A 19,059-nucleotide genomic window follows, 5' to 3' on the forward strand; every position below is an offset into this window, starting at 1 on the left:
CCGTCGGGGTCGCGGAACAGCAGCGAGCGGTTGCCCCAGGGCATCGTGGTGGGTTCGTTGACCCCTCAATGCGACATTCACGGACTTGGGCTTGAGCTTGGACTTGAGCTTCGGCTCAGCTGGCGATGCCCGGCAGGGTGAGCGTGTGCCCGGTCAGCTCGGCCTTCGCCCGCAGGTACCGGACGTTGTTCTCGGTCGCGAAAACCCCGGTCGCGACCTGGCCGCGCACCTCGATCCCCGCCGCCTCCAGCTGCGCCGCCTTGTCCGGGTTGTTCGAGAGCAGGTCGACCCGGTCCACGCCCAGTGCCCCGAGCATCTGCGCGGCGACCACGTAGTCACGGGCGTCCTCGGGCAGGCCGAGCGCGGCGTTCGCCGCGTAGGTGTCGAGGCCGCCGTCCTGCAACGCGTAGGCGTCGAGCTTGTTGTACAGCCCGATCCCGCGGCCCTCCTGACGCAGGTACAGCAGGTACCCGCCGGTCTCGGAGATCCGGGCGACGGCCTCGGCCAGCTGCGGACCGCAGTCGCAGCGCGCCGAACCGAAGACGTCGCCGGTGAGGCACTCCGAGTGCGGCCGCACCAGCGGGACCTCGCCGGGCGTGCCCAGCACGAACGCCAGGTGCTCGCCGTCGTCGGCCAGGCCGCGGAAGGTGACGGCTTCGGCGTCGACCGCGACGCCGCCGTCGAGCCGCAGCGGGATCCGCACCCGCGTCCGCACCTCGGCCGTCATGCTGTCACCCCTGGAATGGCGCCCCTGGAATCACCCACAAGATCGACCCTACACGAAGTTCAAATTCGAACATCAAGGGAAAACCGGTGGCGCCCGGGCCGTACCCTCGGACCATGATCCCCGGTGCCACCGCCGCCTCCTTCCTGCTGGTCGTCGTGCTGGGCGCGATGTCGCCCGGCCCGGATTTCGTCATGGTCACGCGGGCGTCGCTCACCGGCGGCAGGCGCGCCGGGATCGCCGCCGGCGCCGGGGTCGCGCTCGGCGTGTTCGCCTGGGTCGTGGCGATCGCGCTCGGCGTCGCCGCGGTGCTCACCGCTTCCGCGGTCGCGTTCACCGTCGTCAAGCTGGCCGGCGCCGCCTACCTGGTGTTCCTCGGGGTCCGGGCGTGGCTGGCCGTGCGCCGCGGCGGCTACCGGGACCTCGGCCCCGCCGGGAACGCCGACCCGCTCAAGGCGTCGCTCGCCTTCCGCCAGGGCCTCTTCACCAACCTGCTCAACCCCAAGACGGCGGTGTACTTCCTCGCCCTGCTCCCCCAGTTCCTCCCGGCGGACGGCTCCACCACGCAGACGCTCGAGCTGGCCGCGATCGCCACCGCCGGCGCGGCGATGTGGTTCGTCACCCTCGCCGTCGTGGTCGGCGCGCTACGCCGGTTCTTCGGCTCCGGCCGCGTCCGCCGCGGCCTCGACGCCGTCCTCGGCGGTGTGCTGGTCGGGCTGGGCCTGAAGGTCGCCGCCGAAACCGCGTGAGGCCGCGGACCGCCAGGCCCGGCGCGCCTCAGCCCAGCTTCTCCGCGGCCAGCCGCGTGCCTTCGACCCGCGCCTTGATCTTCGCGAACGCGATGTCGCGCGAAGTCGACATGTCGTCGGCGAACGGCGAGAACCCGCAGTCGTCGCAGGTGCCGAGGCGGTCGGCCGGCAGGTACTTCGCCGCGACGAGCACCCGGTCACGAACCTCTTCCGGGGTCTCCACCCGTGGGTCGATCGGGTCGGTGACGCCGACGAAGATCCGCTGGCCCGCCTTGAGGTGCTCCGCGATCACCCCCAGCGCGCGCTCCGGGTCCGCTTCGCTCGCCAGCTGGACGTAGAAGGTGCCCGCCCGCAGGTCGAACAACGCCGGCAGCAGGCCCGCGTAGTCGACGTCGAGGCTGTGCACCGAGTCCTGGTCGCCACCCGGGCACGTGTGGACGCCGATCTTGGCGCGCTCCTCCGCCGTGAACCGGTCGAGCACGGCGTTGTTGAGGTCGACGAACTGCCGCAGCAACCCGCCGGACGGGTCGAGCTTCAGCGACAGCCGCCCCTCGGTGAAGTCGATCTGCACGCTGTCCGCGCCCGCTTCGAGGCTGCGCCGGATGTCCGCCTCGGCCTCGTCCACCAGGTCGGCGACGAACCGCTCCCGCGGGTACCCGTCGATGCCGTCGCCCGGGTAGATCAGCGAGAGGGCGGACGCGGCGATCACCGCCTGCTTGACCGGCTTGCCGGTGAGCGCCTTCGCCCGCGTCAGGTACGAGTCCGCGTGGGTCGCGTAGCGGAACGGGCCCGCGGTGAGCCGCGGCAGCTGCCGGGTGTGCCCGTCGGCGAACGGGATGACGACGCCGTCCGGCGCCAGCGCGCTCAGCCCGGCCAGCGGGTAGGTCGCGAAGCTCGGCTTGCCCTGTTCGCCGTCGGTCAGCACCGGCGAGCCGGTTTCCTCGAACCGGCTGATCGTGTCGGCCAGCGCCCGGCTTTCCAGCTCGGCGAGCGCGGCGGCGTCGATCCGCCCGGCGGCGAACTCGCCGAGGCCTTCGACGAGGTAACCCGGGCGCGGGATGCTGCCGATGGGTTCGGTGGGCAAGGTCATCAAGTCCTCCGGCTGTTTGAAGGTCCTGACCGGCCGGCCCGGCGCGAAGGCAGGGACCGGCCACCCCACGGCCACCCGAATCGGGCGTCCCCCACCGTCGTCCGGGGCCGTGACCGGCCACGTTCAAGGCAACCTAACGTGGCGAGAAGCGGTCACGGAGCGCGATCACCCGGTCGGAGCAGCGAAAGTACGAAAATAAGAAGACGATCGGCGGTTCGTTTGAGGCACGATTGGGTATTCGCTCAGGCGACATGGCGGGCACGGTGCCGAAGGAGTACCTCGATGCTCAGTCACCACGACCGCACCGAACTCGCGAAGATCGAGCGAAACCTCGAGCTCAGTGATCCCGACCTGGCGGCCGCCCTGCGCGAGGGCAAGCGCCGGAAATCACGCGCCCTGCGGACGGCGCTGCTGGTCGCGTTCGACATCGTCGCGGTGACACTGCTGGTCGTGGGGCTGATCGTGCCCGACCCGGGTGTCACGTTGTGCGGGATCCTCGCCCTCACCGCCACGGTATGGACCCACGTGGCGCGACACCGGCTCTGAGTTTCTGGGGCAGACTGGGCCCGTGAAGTGGGTCCTGCACGTCGACCTCGACCAGTTCATCGCCGCGGTCGAGATCGCCCGGCACCCCGAACTGCGGGGCAAGCCCGTCGTGGTCGGCGGCAACGGCGACCCCACCGAACGCGCCGTCGTCGCGACCGCGTCCTACGAGGCCCGGGAGTTCGGGGTCCAGTCGGGCATGCCGTTGCGGATCGCGGCCCGGCGCTGCCCGGACGCCGTCTTCCTGCCCAGCGACCCGGACGCCTACCTGGAGGTGTCGGCGCGCGTCATGGCCGCGGTGCGGGCGCTGCCGGTCGTGGTCGAGGTCCTGGGCTGGGACGAGGCCTTCGTCGGGGCGGAGACCGGCGACCCGGAGGCGCTGGCCGTCTCGATCAAGGAGGCGGTCGCGCGCGAAACCGGGTTGTCGTGCGCGGTCGGGATCGGCGACAACAAGCTGCGGGCCAAGCTCGCCACCGGCTTCGGCAAGCCGGGCGGGATCTTCCGGCTGACGCGGGAGAACTGGTGGGACGTGATGGCCGCGCGCCCGACCGACGCGCTGTGGGGCATCGGCGGCAAGACGGCGAAGAAGCTCGCCGAAATGGGCCTGCGCACGGTCCTCGACCTGGCGGGCGCCGACGCGGCGGAGCTGGCCGCGCGGTTCGGCCCGAAGACCGGGCCGTGGCTGCGGCTGCTCGGCGGCGGCATCAGCGACGCGGACGTCAGCGCGACGCCGTACGTGGCCCGGTCCCGCAGCCGCGAGACGACCTTCCAGCACGACCTCACCGACCCGGCGGAGATGGCGGCGGAGGTCTCGGCGCTGGCGAAGCGCGTCGCGCAGGACGTCCTCGAGGAGGGCCGGCCGGCCGCGCGGGTCGCGGTCAAGGTGCGGTTCGTGCCGTTCATGACCCACACCCACAGCGTCACCCTGCCGGATCCGACGTCGGACGCCGCGGCGATCGATCGGGCGGCCCGGGAGGTGCTCGGCATGTTCGAGCTGACCCGCGCGGTGCGGCTGCTCGGGGTCCGCGCCGAGTTCCCGCGCGAGGATTAAAGGGCCTCCGGCGGCGGCAACGGCCGGTCCGGGTCCAGTTCGACCCCGCCCGCGCGCAGCGTGTGGTCCAGCATCGCCCAGATCGTCCCGGACAGCTGATCGGTCAGCTGGGCCAGGCTGAGCGTGCCCGGGTGGTCGAGCCAGCGGGTGGTCGCCGACTCGACGTAGCCGACCAGGCCGAACGCGATCGTGTCCGCCGGCGCCGGGTCGAGGCCGAACGCCGTCAGGTAGCCGGTGAACAGCCGGCTCAGGTGCCGCGCGATCGTGCCGCGGACGTCCGTGCGGCCCTCCGGGGTGGCCGGCAGCGTGCGGACGAGGTAGCGGTGCAGGTGGGCGTGCTCGGTCAGCCAGCGCAGGTGGGTCGAGATCGCCGCCGCGATCATCTCGTTCGGGGAGCCTTCGGGGTGCCACAGCGGCTCCAGCTCCGCCGTCACCAGCTCGGCCGCCCGCTGGGCGATCGCCCGCTGGAGGTCGGCCGCGCCGTCGAAGTGCCGGTACAGGCGGGTGCGGGCGACACCGGCGCGTTCGGCGATCTGCTCGGTCGAGACGTCCGGGCCGTGCTCGGCGATGGCCGCCAGGGCGGCGTCGACGAAGCCGGCACGGCGCCGCTCCTGCTGGCCCGCCCAGCGCGCCGCCCGTCCGTCGACCTTGGTCACGGCGAAAGCCTACTCAGGGCACCCGGGCGGGTGTACGCTCCTCCGAAGTAGCTAGTACAACGCGTACCCCCTACTTTCCGGAGGCCGCCATGGGCGTCGAGGCCCAGGACCGGGACGCCATCGCGGCCCGCCTGCTCAAGAGCTCCGCGAAGAACTCCTACGACCCGGACGTCGACGTCGACTGGGACGCGCCGCTCGCCGAGGGCAAGGCGTACATGCCGCTGGAGCGCGTCTCCCTCTACGGCACGGACCTCTGGGCGAAGCTGACGCCCGAGCAGCGGATCGAGCTGTCCAAGCACGAGATCGCCAGCATCATGAGCGTCGGCCTGTGGTTCGAGATCGTGCTGATGCACCTGCTCGCCCGGTACGTCTTCGACCTCGACGCGCGCACCGAGCACGCGCAGTACGCGCTCACCGAGATCGGGGACGAGACGCGGCATTCGGTGATGTTCGCGCGCACCGCCGACCGGCTCGGCGTCCCGCGGTACGGCGTCCCGAAGGTGGTGCACCGCGCCGCGAAGGTGTTCGGCGCGACCGCCGCCGGGCCGTCGATGTTCGCCGGCGTGCTGGTCGCCGAAGAGACCACCGACCGGCTGCAGCGGTCGATGATGGACGACGACGGCATCCAGCCGCTGATCCGCTCGGTCAACCGCATCCACGTGGTCGAGGAGGCCCGGCACGTCCGGTTCGCCAAGGAGGAGGTGCTGCGGACGACACCGAAGCTGTCGAAGGTGGCTCTGCGGGGCCACCGGCTGCGAACGGCGCTCGTCGCCTACGGCGTCATCGACAGCATGGTCGACCCGCGGATCTACCACAGCGTCGGGATCGACCCGCGCCAGGGCCGGGCCGCGGCGCTCGCGAACCCGCGCTTCCGCGAGACCCGCCGGTGGATGGCCGGGAAGATCGTGCCGTTCCTCCGCGACGCGGGCCTGATCGGCGGCCGCTCCGAAGGCATCTGGCGGCGCGCGCACCTGCTTTGAGCCCGGACGGCAAAATTCCCTTTCCCGGACGTTCCGGACTGCGCCACGATGGCCCGGTGACCGCCGACCCGCCGCAGGACTACTCGCAGGACGTCCCGCCCGCGCCCGGGCAGCAGGCCCAGAGCCCGGCGCCGCAGTTCGTTCCGCGCCGCGCACCGCTCGCCCGGCCGGTCGTCACCGGCCTGATCGGCGTGCTCGTCGGCGCGTTCCTGGTCGGCGTCCCGTGGCTGGTGCTGAGCCTGTTCGGGGAAGGCGGCCCGAGCGGGCGGTCGCTCAGCGCGCCGGCGAGCCTCGGCGGGCTGAGCCGGTCCCAGGAGGCGATTGCGAAGCTCGACAAGACCAAGGGGCAGTCCATGATCGCCCGCGTCGAGAAGACCGACCGGGAGACCGCGGCCCGCGTGTCGGCGGCCTACGGCGGCGCCGGCGCCGTCGTGCAGCAGTACCAGAGCGACCAGCTGGAGCGCGGATTCCAGCTCATCGCCGTGCGCGCGCCCTCACCCGAGCTGATGGCGCCGTACGAGGACATCGAGGCGCTGGGCCTGGCCGCGCCGAGCACCGAACTCGTGCGCGTCGGCGCCGTGCAGTGCCTGGTGCACCACGACCAGGAGCCGGCCGGCTCCACGCCGGACCCGGACCGGTCCTTCGTCACGAACTGCCAGCGCTCCGGCTCGAACCTGACCGTCACGCTGCGGAGCCTGAGTTCCGAAGGCAACCGCGACCCGCGGGAGCTGGCCGGGATCGTCGAGCAGGCCTGGCGGGAGCTCGCATGACGATCACCATCCGGATCGCCCGCGCCGAGGACGAAGCCGCGCTCGCGAAGATCGACGAGCGCACCTGGACCTCGGTCGTGTCCCCCGCTCCCCCGCCCCCGCCCGGCACGCCCTTCTTCGGTGAGGACGCGGCGCCCGCGGACTTCCTCGTCGCCGAGCACGACGGCGTGGTCGCCGGCTACGTCCGGCTCGCCGAGGGGTTCGGCATCCCCGCCCACAGCCACGTGCTGGTGATCGGCGGGCTTGCGGTCGCCCCGGACCGGCAGCGGCTCGGCATCGGGCGGCAGCTCGTGGACGCCGCCGTGGCCGCCGCACGGCAGCGCGGCGCCCGCAAGCTGACGCTGCGCGTGCTGGGTCACAACACCGGCGCCCGCCGGATCTACGAGCGGTGCGGGTTTGTCACCGAAGGCGTGCTGCGGGGTGAATTCCGGATCGGCGGGCAGGACGTCGACGACGTTCTCATGGCCCACTCGCTCGCTTGACAGCCTCGCCGCGGCTTTGCCATCCTGGTTACGGGCCGAGAGGCGCTGCGACGGAATCATTTTCCGCCACGCTCGGCCCGTTACCACGACTCCAAGGGCGCCTCCCGCGAGGGAGGTGCCTTCTTCTTTGTCCACAAGGACTTCCGTGCTGCCTCCCGAGCGTCCCGACGAACTCCGGAGTGCACCGAAGCATGAGTGACAAACTGCAGAACCGCAATGGCCTCGACTTCGCCGTCGCCGACCTGTCGCTGGCCGAAGCCGGCCGCACCCAGCTGCGGCTCGCCGAGCACGAAATGCCCGGCCTGATGGCGATCCGCCGAGAGTACGCCGCCACGCAGCCGCTGAAGGGCGCCCGCATCGCCGGGTCGCTGCACATGACCGTCCAGACCGCCGTCCTCATCGAAACGCTGGTCGCGCTCGGCGCCGAGGTGCGCTGGGTTTCCTGCAACATCTTCTCCACCCAGGACGAGGCCGCCGCCGCGGTCGTCGTCGGCCCGGACGGCACGGCCGACGCCCCGGCGGGCACCTCGGTGTTCGCGTGGAAGGGCGAGACGCTCGACGAGTACTGGTGGTGCACCGACCGGCTCTTCGCCTTCCCCGGCGGCCGGGCGCCGAACATGATCCTCGACGACGGCGGCGACGCCACCCTGCTCGTCCACAAGGGAGTGGAGTTCGAAGCCGCCGGCGCGGTGCCGCGACCGTCCGAAGAGGACCCGGAGGAGTACCGGATCGTCCTCGAGACCCTGCGCGCGAGCGTGGCCGCCGACGGCGACCGGTTCACCCGCATGGCCAAGGAGATCCGCGGCGTCACCGAGGAGACCACCAACGGCGTCAAGCGGCTCTACAAGCTCGCTCTCGACGGGGAACTGCTCTTCCCGGCGATGAACGTCGACGACTCCGTGACGAAGTCCAAATTCGACAACAAGTACGGGATCCGGCACTCCCTTCTGGACGGGCTGAACCGCGCCACCGACGTGATGATCGGCGGCAAGCGCGTGGTCGTCTGCGGCTACGGCGACGTCGGCAAGGGCGCGGTCGAGGCGCTGCGCGGCCAGGGCGCCCGCGTCGCGGTCACCGAGATCGACCCGATCTGCGCGCTGCAGGCGGCGATGGACGGGCTCGACGTCGTCGACCTCGACGACGTCGTCGAGCACGCCGACATCCTCATCACCACCACCGGGAACTTCGGCATCGTCTCCGCCGCCCAGATGAGCCGCATGAAGCACAACGCGATCGTCGCGAACGTCGGGCACTTCGACAACGAGATCGACATGGCGGGCCTGGCGAAACTGCCCGGCGTCACGAAGAAGGAGATCAAGCCGCAGGTGCACGAGTGGACGTTCCCGGACGGCCACGCGATCATCGTGCTGTCCGAGGGCCGGCTGATGAACCTCGGCAACGCGACCGGACACCCGTCGTTCGTGATGTCGAACTCCTTCACCAACCAGGCGATCGCGCAGATCGAGCTGTTCACCAAGCCCGGTGAGTACGCCACCGACGTCCACCGGCTCCCGAAGCACCTCGACGAAAAGGTCGCCCGCCTGCACCTCGACGCCCTCGGTGTGAAACTCACCAAGCTGACGAAGGAGCAGGCCGAGTACATCGGCGTCGACGTCGAGGGGCCGTACAAGCTCGATCACTATCGGTACTGACCGAAGGTTGCTCCATTTGCCGCAGTTTGGTTTATCGGGAAACTGGCCATCCTCACGGCGAGAGCGCATCCGCCCGGCCGGCACGGCGCCGGACGGGTCTCATGCGAAGGAGTGTGTCAAGTGATCATTCTCGGTGTAATTCTGTTGGTCATCGGGTTCATCGTGGGCATCCCGGTGCTGTACACGATCGGCATCATTCTCGCGGTGGCCGGCGTGGCACTGGCCATCCTGGGCGGCACCGGCCGCCGGATCGGTGGCCGGGCGCACTGGTACTGATCCCGAGACTCCGCCACGGCCTGGCGCGGCGTCAGCAGCAATGCTCGCCGCGCCAGGCCGTTCGGCCTTCTTTCGCCGCCACGCCCGCGATCGCGAGTGCGACGACCGGGTCGGCCCACCACCAGCCGAGGAGCGCGTTGAGCAGCAACCCCGCCAGCAGCACACCGGAAAGGTACGTGCAGAGCAGGGTCTGCCGCGAATCCGCGACGGCGCTGGCGGATCCCAGTTCCCGCCCCGCGCGGCGCTGCGCCGCGGACAGGGCGGGCATCACGACGAGCGAAACCGCCGCGAGCACGATCCCGACGCGGGAGCTTTCCGGTGCGGCCGCGGCGAAAAACGTGCGGACCGCTTCGACGGTCACGTAAATCGCGAGCGCGAAGAACGAACCCGCGATCACCCGCAACGCCCGCCGTTCGCGGGCTTCCGGATCGCGGCCGGAAAACTGCCACGCGACCGCGAGGGCCGAAGCCACTTCGATCACCGAATCGAGCCCGAAGCCGATCAGCGCGCCGGAGGAGGCCACTGTCCCTGCGGTCAGCGCGATGACGGCCTCGACGACGTTGTACGTGATGGTCGCCACCACGAGCAGCCGGACGCGGCGCACCAGCACCGCCCGGCGGTCCGGCGCCACCGCGGGCGGCGGCGCGCAGCAGCCGTCGGCACAGATGTCCGTGTCCGTGGCCGGTTCCGGCTTCACCGCGCCACCGCCGGCTCGTCCGCGCAGTCTTCGCGTGGTTCGACCGCCAGGACGACCTGGACGAGTTCGCGCAGCGCACGGGCCAGATGGACGTCGGCGATCTCGTACCGCACCTGGCGGCCCTCGTAGCCGGCCACGACGAGCCCGCAGCCGCGCAGGCAGGACAGGTGGTTCGAGACGTTCGACCGGCTCAGGCCGAGTTCGACGGCGAGTTGTCCAGGGTAGGCCGGGCCGTCGAGCAGGGCGGTCAGGATCCGGCAGCGGGTCGGATCGGAGAGGGCGCGCCCGATGCGGGCCAGCGCCGCCTCTCGCGTCTCACAGGTCACCATGCGATGAACTGTACATCAGCCGCTGACGTATCCACGATGGACACCCGGAAACTAAAGGGTCCTCCGGCTCCGAGGGGGAGGGAGAGCCGAAGGACCTCGTTAGTGTTAGCACATCGCCAAGGACCTGTATACAGCTGCATACACGATCGTGTTACGCCCTTGAGGCCCTTCTTACGCCGTGAAGGCCTCCCCATGGGGCGGCGAAGCCCGGCGGGAAGGCCCTCACGGTCCTGGCGGGAGGCTCAGGAAGCCTGACGCGGCAAGGGTTTCCCCGTGCCGCGCGCACACCCCTTGGTACCACCGAAAAGTGGCCGGGCGCGGTACCGGCACGGCGTGTCGGCACAACCACCCGTCCGAGCAGGGGCCGACGCGGAAAAGGGCTGCGCTCAGGCGGACTTCGGGGCGCGCTTGCGGGCCGCCGGCTTCTTCTTCGCCGGCTTGACGTCCTCATCGGACACAGCGTCCTCAGCGGGCGCCGCCGGCTTCGCAGGTGCGGCCTTCGCCGGTCCGCGGGACTTCTTCGCCGCGTCGACACTGGCCTGCAGCGCCGCCATCAGGTCGACGACGTCGGCCTTGGCGGTGACCGCCGCGGGCTTGGTCGTCTCCTCCCCCGCCACCTTGGCCTCGATCATCTCCTCGAGGGCCTCGCGGTAGTGGTCGTGGTACTTGTCCGGCTCGAACACCGGCTCGGCCAGCGAGTCGATCAGCGACCCGGCCATCGAGACCTCCTGCGGCCGGATCTGCGGCGGGTCGTCACGCAGGAACGGGAAGTCGGGCTCGCGGACCTCGTCCGGCCACAGCATCGTCGTCATCACCAGCACGTCGGCGTGCACGCGCAGCACCGCCATGCTCTCCCGCTGCCGGACGGCGACCTTCGCGACGGCCACCTGGCTCGACTTGTGCAGCGCGTCGCGCAGCACGATGTACGGCTTCACCGCGTTCTTCTGCGGCTCGAGGTAGTACGTCCGGTCGTACTGGATCGGGTCGATCGACTCGAGCGGCACGAACTCCAGCACGTCGATCGTGCGCTGGCTGGACAGCGGCAGCTCGGCCATCTCGGCGTCGGTGATCACGACCATCTCGCCGTCGGGCAGCTCGTAGCCCTTCGCGATCTCGGCGTACGGCACTTCCTGCCCGTCGACCGTGCAGAACCGCTTGTACTGGATCCGGCCGCCGTCGGCCTCGTGCACCTGGCGCAGGGAAACGTTCTTGTTCTCGGTGGCCGCGTACATCTGGATCGGGATGCTCACCAATCCGAACGACACCGAGCCCTTCCACATCGCCCGCATGCCACGCACCTCCGAGTTCGTCTTCACGCTACGTAACTACCGTAGCCCGAATCGTCCTCCAGCGACAGGGCGGTGAGCCGTCGATCTCGACCTCTGCCAGGTATTTCTCTCAGCGTGCCGGATCCATGAACCAGTGTTGAAAGTCCGCCGGATCCGTGAATCCGTGCACGAACCGCCGGGCGACGGCGGGATTCTGCTCGGCGACGCCGAGGATCTGGAGCACGTGTGGCGGCGGCGGGAGGAGCAGCGCGTTGCTCCATTCGGTGACGTGCCGGGCATACTCCCAGTAGCGCTCGCACGTGGTCTTGCCGATACCGAAGCCCCGGCGACGACCGGCTTGTATCCGGATCGTCGCTCCTGGTGAGCGCACCGGACTAGGCCATTCGGCGCAACTTCGTGGCGGCAGGGTCCGCGACAGAGCGCGCACGGACGCCGATCTCGCAGCTCGCGAAGGGCCGAGCGGCGGACACGCGGGTCACGCCCGATTCGTCCGAAACTTGCGTGGCCCGCAAAATTTTGCGTGGCCCGCAAGTTTTTCGCTACACTCTGTTCATGCCGCCGCAAGAACCACCGAAGCTCACCCTGCGGGAGCGCAAGAAGCGCGAAGCCCGCCGGGCGCTCGCGCAGGCCGCCCTGCGGCTCGCGCTGGACCGGGGGCTGGAGAACGTGCGGGTGGAGGACATCGCCACCGAAGTGGGGGTCTCCCCCCGCACATTCAACAACTACTTCTCCAGCAAGGAACAGGCGGTCTGCTCGATGGTCGTCGACCGCCACGAGGGGATGCGCGAAGCCCTGCTCGCCCGGCCGGAGGGCGAGCCGCTCTGGGAATCCGTGAAGCAGGCGGTGATCGAGCAATATTCGCGTGAGGGCGAACCGGATCGCGCGTATGTTGCGCGTATCCGGGAGCTGATGGGCCAGCTCATGCTGCGCGGCGAGTTCCTCAACGCCCACGCGGAGGTCGAGCGGGTCCTCGCCGAGACGATCGCGAAGCGGGCGGGCGGGGCGGACCACCTGCTGTGCCGGCTGATGGCGTCTTCGGTGGAAAGCGCTGTCCGGGTCGCCTTCGTCAACTGGTTCATGACCGAGGGGGAACCGTTCCTGCCGACCCTGGAACGGTTGCTGGACGAGCTCGCCACCGGAATGCCCACCCTGACCGGCGGCGCCGCGGAACAAACCGAACCGAACACCACCACCACTCCACTGGGGGAACCGTTGTGCTAGTGAAGCTCCTGCGCAGCCATCTGCGCCCATACCGGGGCACGCTGTGGCTGATCGTGCTGCTGCAACTCGTGCAGACGATCGCCATGCTCTACCTGCCGACGTTGAACGCCGACATCGTCGACAACGGCCTGATCAAGGGCGACCTGCCCTACATCCTGCGGATCGGCGCGGTGATGCTCGCCGTGACGCTGGCCCAGATCGCCGGCTCGGTCGGCGCGGTGTACTTCGGCGCCCGCACGGCGATGGCGGTCGGCCGGGACATCCGTGCCGGCGTCTTCCACCAGGTGCAGGACTTCTCCGCCCGCGAGGTCGGCCAGTTCGGCACGCCGTCGCTGATCACCCGCACCACCAACGACGTCCAGCAGGTCCAGATGCTGGTCCTGATGACGCTGACGCTGATGGTGTCGGCGCCGATCACGTGCGTCGGCGGCATCATCCTGGCGCTGAACCTCGACGTGCCGCTCTCCTCGCTGCTGCTGGTGATCGTGCCGGTGCTGGCGATCGCGGTCGGGCTGATCATCGCGAAGATGCGGTCCTCGTTCCGGCTGATGCAGGAGCGCATCGACCGGATCAACCAGATCCTGCGCGAGCAGATCATGGGCATCCGCGTCATCCGCGCTTTCGTGCGCGACAAGCATGAGCGGGAACGCTTCGACGTCGCCAACGACGAGCTGCTCACCGTGTCGCTGCGGGTCGGGCGGCTGATGGCGCTGATGTTCCCGATCGTGATGCTGGTGATGAACGCCTCCAGCGTCGCGGTGCTGTGGTTCGGCGCGCAGCGCGTCGACTCCGGCAGCATGCAGATCGGCGCCCTGACGGCGTTCCTGTCCTACCTGCTGCAGATCCTGATGGCGGTCATGATGGCCACCTTCATGTTCATGATGGTGCCGCGCGCGGAGGTCAGCGCCGAGCGGATCAGCGAGGTGCTGGACACCGAGTCGAGCGTCCGCCCGCCGGTGACGCCGATCCGGCCCGGCGCGGTGCACGGGCACCTGGAGCTCTCCGGGGTCGAATTCCGCTACCCCGGCGCGGAAAAGCCGGTGCTGTGCGACATCTCGCTGATCGGGCGGCCGGGTGAGACCACCGCCGTGATCGGGTCGACCGGCACCGGCAAGACCACGCTGCTCAACCTGATCCCGCGGCTGATGGACGCCACCGCCGGCACGGTGAAGGTCGACGGCGTGGACGTGCGCGACCTCGACCCGGCGGTACTCGCCCGCGCGGTCGGGCTCGTGCCGCAGAAGCCGTACCTGTTCGCCGGCACAGTGGCGAGCAACCTGCGCTACGGCAACCCGGACGCGACCGACGACGAGCTGTGGCACGCACTGGAAGTGGCGCAGGGCAAGGACTTCGTCGAGGCGATGGCCGAGGGCCTCGACTCGCCGATCGCCCAGGGCGGCACGAACGTCTCCGGCGGGCAGCGGCAGCGGCTCGCGATCGCCCGGATGCTCGTGCACAAACCGGAGATCTACCTGTTCGACGACTCGTTCTCGGCGCTCGACTACGCCACCGACGCGGCCCTGCGCCGCGCGCTGGTGTCGGAAACCGCCGACGCGACGGTGGTCATCGTCGCACAGCGGGTCAGCACCATCCGCAACGCCGACCGCATCATCGTCCTCGACGAAGGCCGGGTCGTCGGCACCGGCACCCACCACGAACTCATGGACGGCAACGAAACCTACCGGGAGATCGTGCTGTCCCAGCTGACCGAACAGGAGGCGGCGTGAGTACCACGGAAGAATCCGCCAAACCCGCCGTCACCGACGCCGGGGAACGGCCGACCGCCGAGCGGCACAAGAACACCGGTGCCGCGGCCGCCGGACCGGCGGCCCGCTGGATGAGCGGCGGCGCGCCGGCGGAAAAGGCACTGGACTTCAAGGGTTCGCTCAAACGGTTGCTGCACATGCTGGCGCCGCAGCGGGTCGCCCTGATCGGCATCCTCGTGCTCGGCGCGGCGAGCGTCACGCTGACCGTGATCGGGCCGAAGATCCTGGGCCAGGCCACCGACGCCATCCTCGCCGGCGTGCTCGGCAAGCAGGTGCCGCCCGGCGTCACCAAGGAACAGATCGTCGCCGGGCTGCGGGCCCGCGGTGACAGCACCCTCGCCGACATCTACGGCCGGGTCGACCTCGTGCCCGGCGTCGGGATCGACTTCGACAAGGTCGGCCAGATCCTGCTGACCGTGCTCGCGCTGTTCGTCATCTCGTCGTTCTTCGGGCTGATCCAGGCCCGGCTGACGACGACGCTGGTGCAGCAGGCGGTGTACCGGCTGCGCCAGGACGTCGAGGAGAAGTTCGCGCGGCTGCCGCTGAAGTACTTCGACCGCCAGCCGCGCGGCGAGGTGCTCAGCCGGGTCACCAACGACATCGACAACCTGGCGCAGTCACTGCAGCAGACGCTGTCGCAGATCGTCTCGTCGCTGCTGACGGTGGTGGGCGTGCTGATCATGATGTTCCTGATCTCGCCGCTGCTGGCGCTGATCGCGCTGCTGACCGTGCCGCTGTCGGCGGTCGTGGCGGCGAAGGTCGGGAAGCGGGCGCAGCCGAACTTCATCAAGCAGTGGTCGACGACCGGGAAGCTCAACGCGCACGTCGAGGAGATGTACACCGGACACTCGCTGGTCAAGGTGTTCGGCCGCCGTGACGAGTCCGCGGCGATCTTCGACAAGCAGAACGAAACGCTCTACCAGGCGAGTTTCCGGGCGCAGTTCATCTCCGGGATGATCCAGCCGGCGATGATGTTCATCGGCAACGTGAGCTACGTGCTGGTCGCGGTGATCGGCGCGCTGCGCGTCGCGTCGGGCAGCCTCACGCTCGGCGAGGTGCAGGCGTTCATCCAGTACTCGCGCCAGTTCAGCCAGCCGGTGACGCAGATCGCCAGCATGGCGAACCTGCTGCAGTCCGGCGTCGCCTCGGCCGAGCGGGTGTTCGCGCTGCTCGACGCCGAGGAGCAGGGGCCGGAGCCGGCCGACCCGGCCCGGCCGGCGGTCGTGCGCGGGCGCGTGGAGTTCCAGGACGTCTCGTTCCGGTACCTGCCGGACAAGCCGCTCATCGACGACCTGTCGCTGACCGTCGAACCCGGCCAGACGGTCGCGATCGTCGGCCCGACCGGGGCGGGGAAGACGACGCTGGTCAACCTGCTCATGCGGTTCTACGAGCTCGACCGCGGGCGGATCACGCTCGACGGCGTCGACATCGCGAAGATGAACCGCGAGGAGCTGCGCGACCAGACCGGCATGGTGCTGCAGGACGCTTGGCTGTTCGGCGGCACGATCGCGGAGAACATCGCCTACGGCGCGGACGATCCGAGCCGCGAGGAGATCGTCGAAGCGGCTAAGGCGACGCACGTGGACCGCTTCGTCCGCACGCTGCCGGACGGGTACGAGACGGTGCTCGACGACGAGGGCGGCACGGTCAGCGCCGGCGAGAAGCAGCTGATCACGGTGGCCAGGGCGTTCCTCGCGAAGCCGGTGATCCTGATCCTCGACGAGGCGACCAGCTCGGTCGACACCCGCACCGAGGTGCTCATCCAGCGGGCGATGAACCTGTTGCGCAACGGGCGGACCAGCTTCGTCATCGCCCACCGGCTGTCGACGATCCGCGACGCCGACGTCATCCTGGTGATGGAGGACGGCCGGATCGTCGAGCAGGGCGACCACGAAACGCTGCTGCACAGCGGCGGTGCCTATGCGCGGCTGTACGCGGCGCAGTTCGCCGAAGCCATGGCGGAAACGGACTGAGGTGACCCGGGTCCCCGGCCACGTGCCGGGGACCCGGGCGGCAGCGCACGACGGGAGTTCGGGCTCGGGGCGGCGGCCGGTAACCTGGGAGGCCTGCCGAGCGAAGTGGGGGGTGCCGGTCCAGCGATGGCCGACCGACTCGACGAATACCGGCGCAAACGGCACCGTTCCCGGACACCCGAGCCGTGGCCGGACGGGCCGCCGGAGCCGGGGAACGACGACCTGTTCGTCATCCAGGAACACCACGCCACCCGGCTGCACTGGGACTTCCGGCTGGAACGCGACGGCGTGCTGGTGTCCTGGGCGGTGCCGAAGGGCCTCCCGCTGTCCCCCGGCGTCACGCGGCTCGCGGTGCACACCGAGGACCATCCGATGGAGTACCTCGACTTCGAGGGCGAGATCCCGGCGGGCGAATACGGCGGCGGCTGGATGGCGGTGTGGGACACCGGCCGCTACGAAACGCTGCACTGGAACAACCACAAGGTCGAGGTGGTCTTCCACGGCGCACGGGCGAACGGCAAGTACCTGTTCCTCAACCGGCACAACCCCGAGGACGAGGGCGACTGGACGCTGCGCCGCCTCGACCCGGCCGAGGACGGGCACGAGGACTCCCCCGAGTTCCTCGAGCCGATGGCCGCGGTCCCGGGCGAGCTGCCGCCGCCGGCCGAGGACGACGACTGGGCCTACGAATTCGACTGGGGCGGTGCCCGCACGATGCTCTGCGTGTCCGGTGGCCGGATCGCGGCGCACGACGACACCGGCGCGGACGTCTCCGGGCGCTACCCGGAACTGCACAAACTCGGCGAAACCCTGGGCTCGACCGAGGTCCTGCTCGACGGCGAGATGGTCGTGGTCCGCGACGGCCGGCCGGATCCCGCCGGCCTCGTCCAGCGCGGCCGGGCGGACGGCTACGACGCCAAGCGGATGGCGAAGCACTGCCCGGCGTTCTTCTTCGCCTACGACCTGCTGCACTACGAAGGCCGTCCGACGCTGGACCTTCCCTACGTGGAGCGTCGGGACATGCTGACCGATCTGGGTCTGTCCGGCGGCAACTGGCAGGCCCCGCAGTACTTCCGGGGAAACGGCGCCGCCGTCCTGGCGGCGGCACGGGAGCACGGGCTCGGCGGCATCTACGCGAAACGCGCGGACAGCGGCTACGGCCCGGGCAAGGCCGACGGCGACTGGATCCGGATCCCGACGTGAACGGGCCTCCCCGGCCGGAAACCGGGGAGGCCCGCCTCGAACGGAACTCAGTGCACCGACGGCGTCCGCTGCTCCGGCACCACCTGCGGCCCGCCGCCGCGCTTGCGCAGCAGCGCGATGGCCAGGACGAGGCCGACCGCCGCGAAGATCACGCACGCGACGAATCCCTGCGTGAACCCTTCCATCACCGCGGCCGGGTTGGTCTCCGCCTCGGCCATGTGGGCGGCGATCACCGTGGAGACGACTCCGACGCCGATCGCGCCGCCGACCTGGAACGCGGCCGTGTTGAAGCCGGAAGCGATCCCCGCGTCGCGCTTGGCGATGCCCCCGAGCGCCGCCGCGGCCATCGCGACCGGGCCGCCGCCGAGACCGAGCCCGAACAGGACCAGACCCGGGAAGACGTGGTTCCAGTAGCTCGCTTCCGGCGTGGTCGAGGTCAGCAGCAGGCAGCCGACGCCGAGCAGCAGGACGCTGGTGACGGCGACCGGCCGGATGCCGACCCTGGTCAGCACCGCGGAGGCGAGGTAGGCCCCGATCACCGCGGCGATCGGCATCGCCGACTGGCTGAGCCCGAACTCGAGCGCGGTGTAGTGCAGCACGCCCAGCGAGTACTGGGAAATCGTCACGGACATGCCGTACGCCAGCATCGCGACGATCCCGGTGACGAGGTTGCCGCCGACGAGGAAGCGGGAGCGGAACAACCGCAGCGGCACCAGCGGCGCCGCCGAGCGCTTCTCGATCACCAGCGTCAGCCCGGCCAGCACGACGAAGACCGCGGCGAGGCCGATCGTGTGGAGACTGAGCCAGCCCTTCGCCGGCGCCTCGACCAGGATGTAGATCAGCAGGCCGAGCGCGGCGGTGCTGACCAGCGCCCCCGCGAGGTCGAACGTCCGCCGCTGCCCGGCGTCCTTGCTCTCCCGCAGCAGCACCGGGCTCAGCACCAGCATGATCAGCGCGGCCGGGACGTTCACGAAGAAGATCGACTGCCAGCCCAGCCAGTCGATGAGCGTGCCGCCGAGCAGCAGGCCGACGGTGGCGCCGATGGACGCGATCCCGGACCACGCCGCGAACGCCTTGTTGCGCTCCCGGCCTTCGGGGAAGGTGTTGGTCAGGATGGACAACGCGGTCGGCGCCATCAGGGCCGCGGAAACGCCGTGCAGCGCCCGGGTCACCAGCAGGACCTCGGCGTTCCAGGCGAACCCGGACAGCAGGGACACCAGCAGGAACAGCGCGGTGCCGGCGATGAAGACCTTGCGCCTGCCGAGCAGGTCGGCCGCCCGGCCGCCGAGCAGCAGCAACCCGCCGAAGGTCAGCAGGTTGGCCGAGAGGGCCCACTGCGCCGCGACCGGCGACAGCTTGAGGTCGGCCGAGATCGACGGCAGGCCCATGATGACGATCTGGGAGTCGAGGATCACCATGAAGTTGGCCGTGCACAACAGGATCAGGGCTTTCCAGCGGCGCGGGTCCAGACCCGGCGCCACCGAGCTGGGGGCGGCTTGAGCGAGGTTCACTGCTCTCTCCTTCGATGGGAGACAGCCGGCGGCCGGCTGGGACGCCGAGCCGCCGTTCTCCGCGGTCCGTAGGTCTGCGTCGACCGTACGGAGAAGG

19 protein-coding genes, 1 pseudogene and 1 riboswitch are annotated in these 19,059 nt (G+C 70.3%); of the genes and pseudogenes, 12 read left to right on the forward strand and 8 right to left on the reverse strand.

Features of this window, described 5'->3' with window-relative positions; translation table 11 throughout:
• Positions 1-115: 115 nt before the first annotated feature.
• On the reverse strand, positions 116-727 hold the full coding sequence (ribA, locus tag AB0M82_RS43665) for a GTP cyclohydrolase II (RefSeq protein ID WP_364735338.1): 612 nt from the start codon (positions 725-727) through the stop codon (positions 116-118).
• A 113-nt stretch (positions 728-840) separates the two neighbouring features.
• Between ribA and AB0M82_RS43670 the strand changes: the two genes are divergently transcribed.
• Positions 841-1,473 (forward strand): LysE family translocator, encoded by a 633-nt coding sequence (locus AB0M82_RS43670; RefSeq protein ID WP_364735340.1) that lies wholly within the window; start codon positions 841-843, stop codon positions 1,471-1,473.
• A 28-nt stretch (positions 1,474-1,501) separates the two neighbouring features.
• Here the strand turns inward: AB0M82_RS43670 and AB0M82_RS43675 are convergent, their stop codons facing one another.
• Positions 1,502-2,563, reverse strand: coding sequence for a cobalamin-independent methionine synthase II family protein (locus AB0M82_RS43675; protein ID WP_364735342.1), 1,062 nt, complete (start codon positions 2,561-2,563; stop codon positions 1,502-1,504).
• A 282-nt stretch (positions 2,564-2,845) separates the two neighbouring features.
• Between AB0M82_RS43675 and AB0M82_RS43680 the strand changes: the two genes are divergently transcribed.
• Together AB0M82_RS43680 and AB0M82_RS43685 are read left to right on the forward strand one after the other, a co-directional pair.
• Positions 2,846-3,109: a DUF3040 domain-containing protein gene (locus AB0M82_RS43680; RefSeq protein WP_364735344.1), complete on the forward strand. Its 264-nt coding sequence runs from the start codon at positions 2,846-2,848 to the stop codon at positions 3,107-3,109.
• 22 nt (positions 3,110-3,131) lie between these two features.
• Positions 3,132-4,157 carry a DNA polymerase IV gene (locus AB0M82_RS43685; RefSeq protein WP_364735346.1) on the forward strand — a complete coding sequence of 342 codons (1,026 nt, stop codon included), beginning with the start codon at positions 3,132-3,134 and terminating at the stop codon, positions 4,155-4,157.
• Here AB0M82_RS43685 and AB0M82_RS43690 read toward each other — a convergent pair.
• A complete protein-coding gene (locus AB0M82_RS43690) occupies positions 4,154-4,813 on the reverse strand; it encodes a TetR/AcrR family transcriptional regulator (protein WP_364735348.1) in 660 nt (219 codons plus the stop codon). The genes AB0M82_RS43685 and AB0M82_RS43690 overlap by 4 nt on opposite strands.
• 89 nt (positions 4,814-4,902) lie before the next feature.
• Between AB0M82_RS43690 and AB0M82_RS43695 the strand changes: the two genes are divergently transcribed.
• The 5 genes from AB0M82_RS43695 to AB0M82_RS43715 all read left to right on the forward strand — a co-directional run bounded on the left by AB0M82_RS43695 (position 4,903) and on the right by AB0M82_RS43715 (position 8,973).
• On the forward strand, positions 4,903-5,793 hold the full coding sequence (locus tag AB0M82_RS43695) for a diiron oxygenase (protein WP_364735350.1): 891 nt from the start codon (positions 4,903-4,905) through the stop codon (positions 5,791-5,793).
• A 56-nt stretch (positions 5,794-5,849) separates the two neighbouring features.
• On the forward strand, positions 5,850-6,563 hold the full coding sequence (locus AB0M82_RS43700; protein WP_364735352.1) for a hypothetical protein: 714 nt from the start codon (positions 5,850-5,852) through the stop codon (positions 6,561-6,563).
• Positions 6,560-7,045: a GNAT family N-acetyltransferase gene (locus AB0M82_RS43705; protein ID WP_364735354.1), complete on the forward strand. Its 486-nt coding sequence runs from the start codon at positions 6,560-6,562 to the stop codon at positions 7,043-7,045. Before AB0M82_RS43700 ends, AB0M82_RS43705 begins: the two co-directional genes overlap by 4 nt.
• A 31-nt stretch (positions 7,046-7,076) precedes the next feature.
• A riboswitch (S-adenosyl-L-homocysteine riboswitch) is annotated at positions 7,077-7,155 on the forward strand.
• Between the two features lie 81 nt (positions 7,156-7,236).
• On the forward strand, positions 7,237-8,697 hold the full coding sequence (gene ahcY / locus AB0M82_RS43710; protein WP_364735356.1) for an adenosylhomocysteinase: 1,461 nt from the start codon (positions 7,237-7,239) through the stop codon (positions 8,695-8,697).
• Positions 8,698-8,817: 120 nt separating this feature from the next.
• Positions 8,818-8,973, forward strand: coding sequence for a hypothetical protein (locus tag AB0M82_RS43715; RefSeq protein ID WP_004559113.1), 156 nt, complete (start codon positions 8,818-8,820; stop codon positions 8,971-8,973).
• Positions 8,974-9,004: 31 nt separating this feature from the next.
• Here the strand turns inward: AB0M82_RS43715 and AB0M82_RS43720 are convergent, their stop codons facing one another.
• From AB0M82_RS43720 to AB0M82_RS43735, 4 genes and pseudogenes are all read right to left on the reverse strand, one after another.
• A complete protein-coding gene (locus AB0M82_RS43720) occupies positions 9,005-9,640 on the reverse strand; it encodes a cation transporter (protein WP_364735386.1) in 636 nt (211 codons plus the stop codon).
• Positions 9,641-9,666: 26 nt separating this feature from the next.
• Positions 9,667-9,999, reverse strand: a complete 333-nt coding sequence (locus AB0M82_RS43725; RefSeq protein ID WP_364735358.1) for a metalloregulator ArsR/SmtB family transcription factor — start codon at positions 9,997-9,999, stop codon at positions 9,667-9,669.
• A 386-nt stretch (positions 10,000-10,385) separates the two neighbouring features.
• Positions 10,386-11,288: a Ku protein gene (locus AB0M82_RS43730; protein ID WP_364735360.1), complete on the reverse strand. Its 903-nt coding sequence runs from the start codon at positions 11,286-11,288 to the stop codon at positions 10,386-10,388.
• A 109-nt stretch (positions 11,289-11,397) separates the two neighbouring features.
• Positions 11,398-11,583: pseudogene (locus AB0M82_RS43735) on the reverse strand (FAD-binding oxidoreductase); the annotation flags it as partial.
• Between the two features lie 257 nt (positions 11,584-11,840).
• Here AB0M82_RS43735 and AB0M82_RS43740 point away from each other — a divergent pair.
• The 4 genes from AB0M82_RS43740 (at position 11,841) to AB0M82_RS43755 (ending at position 17,451) form a co-directional block, all read left to right on the forward strand.
• Positions 11,841-12,509: a TetR/AcrR family transcriptional regulator gene (locus tag AB0M82_RS43740; RefSeq protein WP_364735362.1), complete on the forward strand. Its 669-nt coding sequence runs from the start codon at positions 11,841-11,843 to the stop codon at positions 12,507-12,509.
• Complete coding sequence (locus AB0M82_RS43745) at positions 12,503-14,236, forward strand: ABC transporter ATP-binding protein (RefSeq protein WP_364735364.1); 1,734 nt, start codon at positions 12,503-12,505, stop codon at positions 14,234-14,236. The genes AB0M82_RS43740 and AB0M82_RS43745 overlap by 7 nt, the downstream gene beginning before the upstream one ends.
• Positions 14,237-14,346: 110 nt before the next feature.
• On the forward strand, positions 14,347-16,248 hold the full coding sequence (locus tag AB0M82_RS43750; RefSeq protein WP_364735388.1) for an ABC transporter ATP-binding protein: 1,902 nt from the start codon (positions 14,347-14,349) through the stop codon (positions 16,246-16,248).
• Positions 16,249-16,374: 126 nt separating this feature from the next.
• Positions 16,375-17,451, forward strand: coding sequence for a DNA polymerase ligase N-terminal domain-containing protein (locus tag AB0M82_RS43755; protein ID WP_364735366.1), 1,077 nt, complete (start codon positions 16,375-16,377; stop codon positions 17,449-17,451).
• A gap of 47 nt (positions 17,452-17,498) precedes the next feature.
• Here the strand turns inward: AB0M82_RS43755 and AB0M82_RS43760 are convergent, their stop codons facing one another.
• A complete protein-coding gene (locus AB0M82_RS43760; RefSeq protein ID WP_364735368.1) occupies positions 17,499-18,962 on the reverse strand; it encodes an MFS transporter in 1,464 nt (487 codons plus the stop codon).
• Between the last annotated feature and the right edge of the window lie 97 nt (positions 18,963-19,059).

It is taken from the genome of Amycolatopsis sp. NPDC051128, assembly GCF_040682715.1.
Classification (GTDB): domain Bacteria; phylum Actinomycetota; class Actinomycetes; order Mycobacteriales; family Pseudonocardiaceae; genus Amycolatopsis.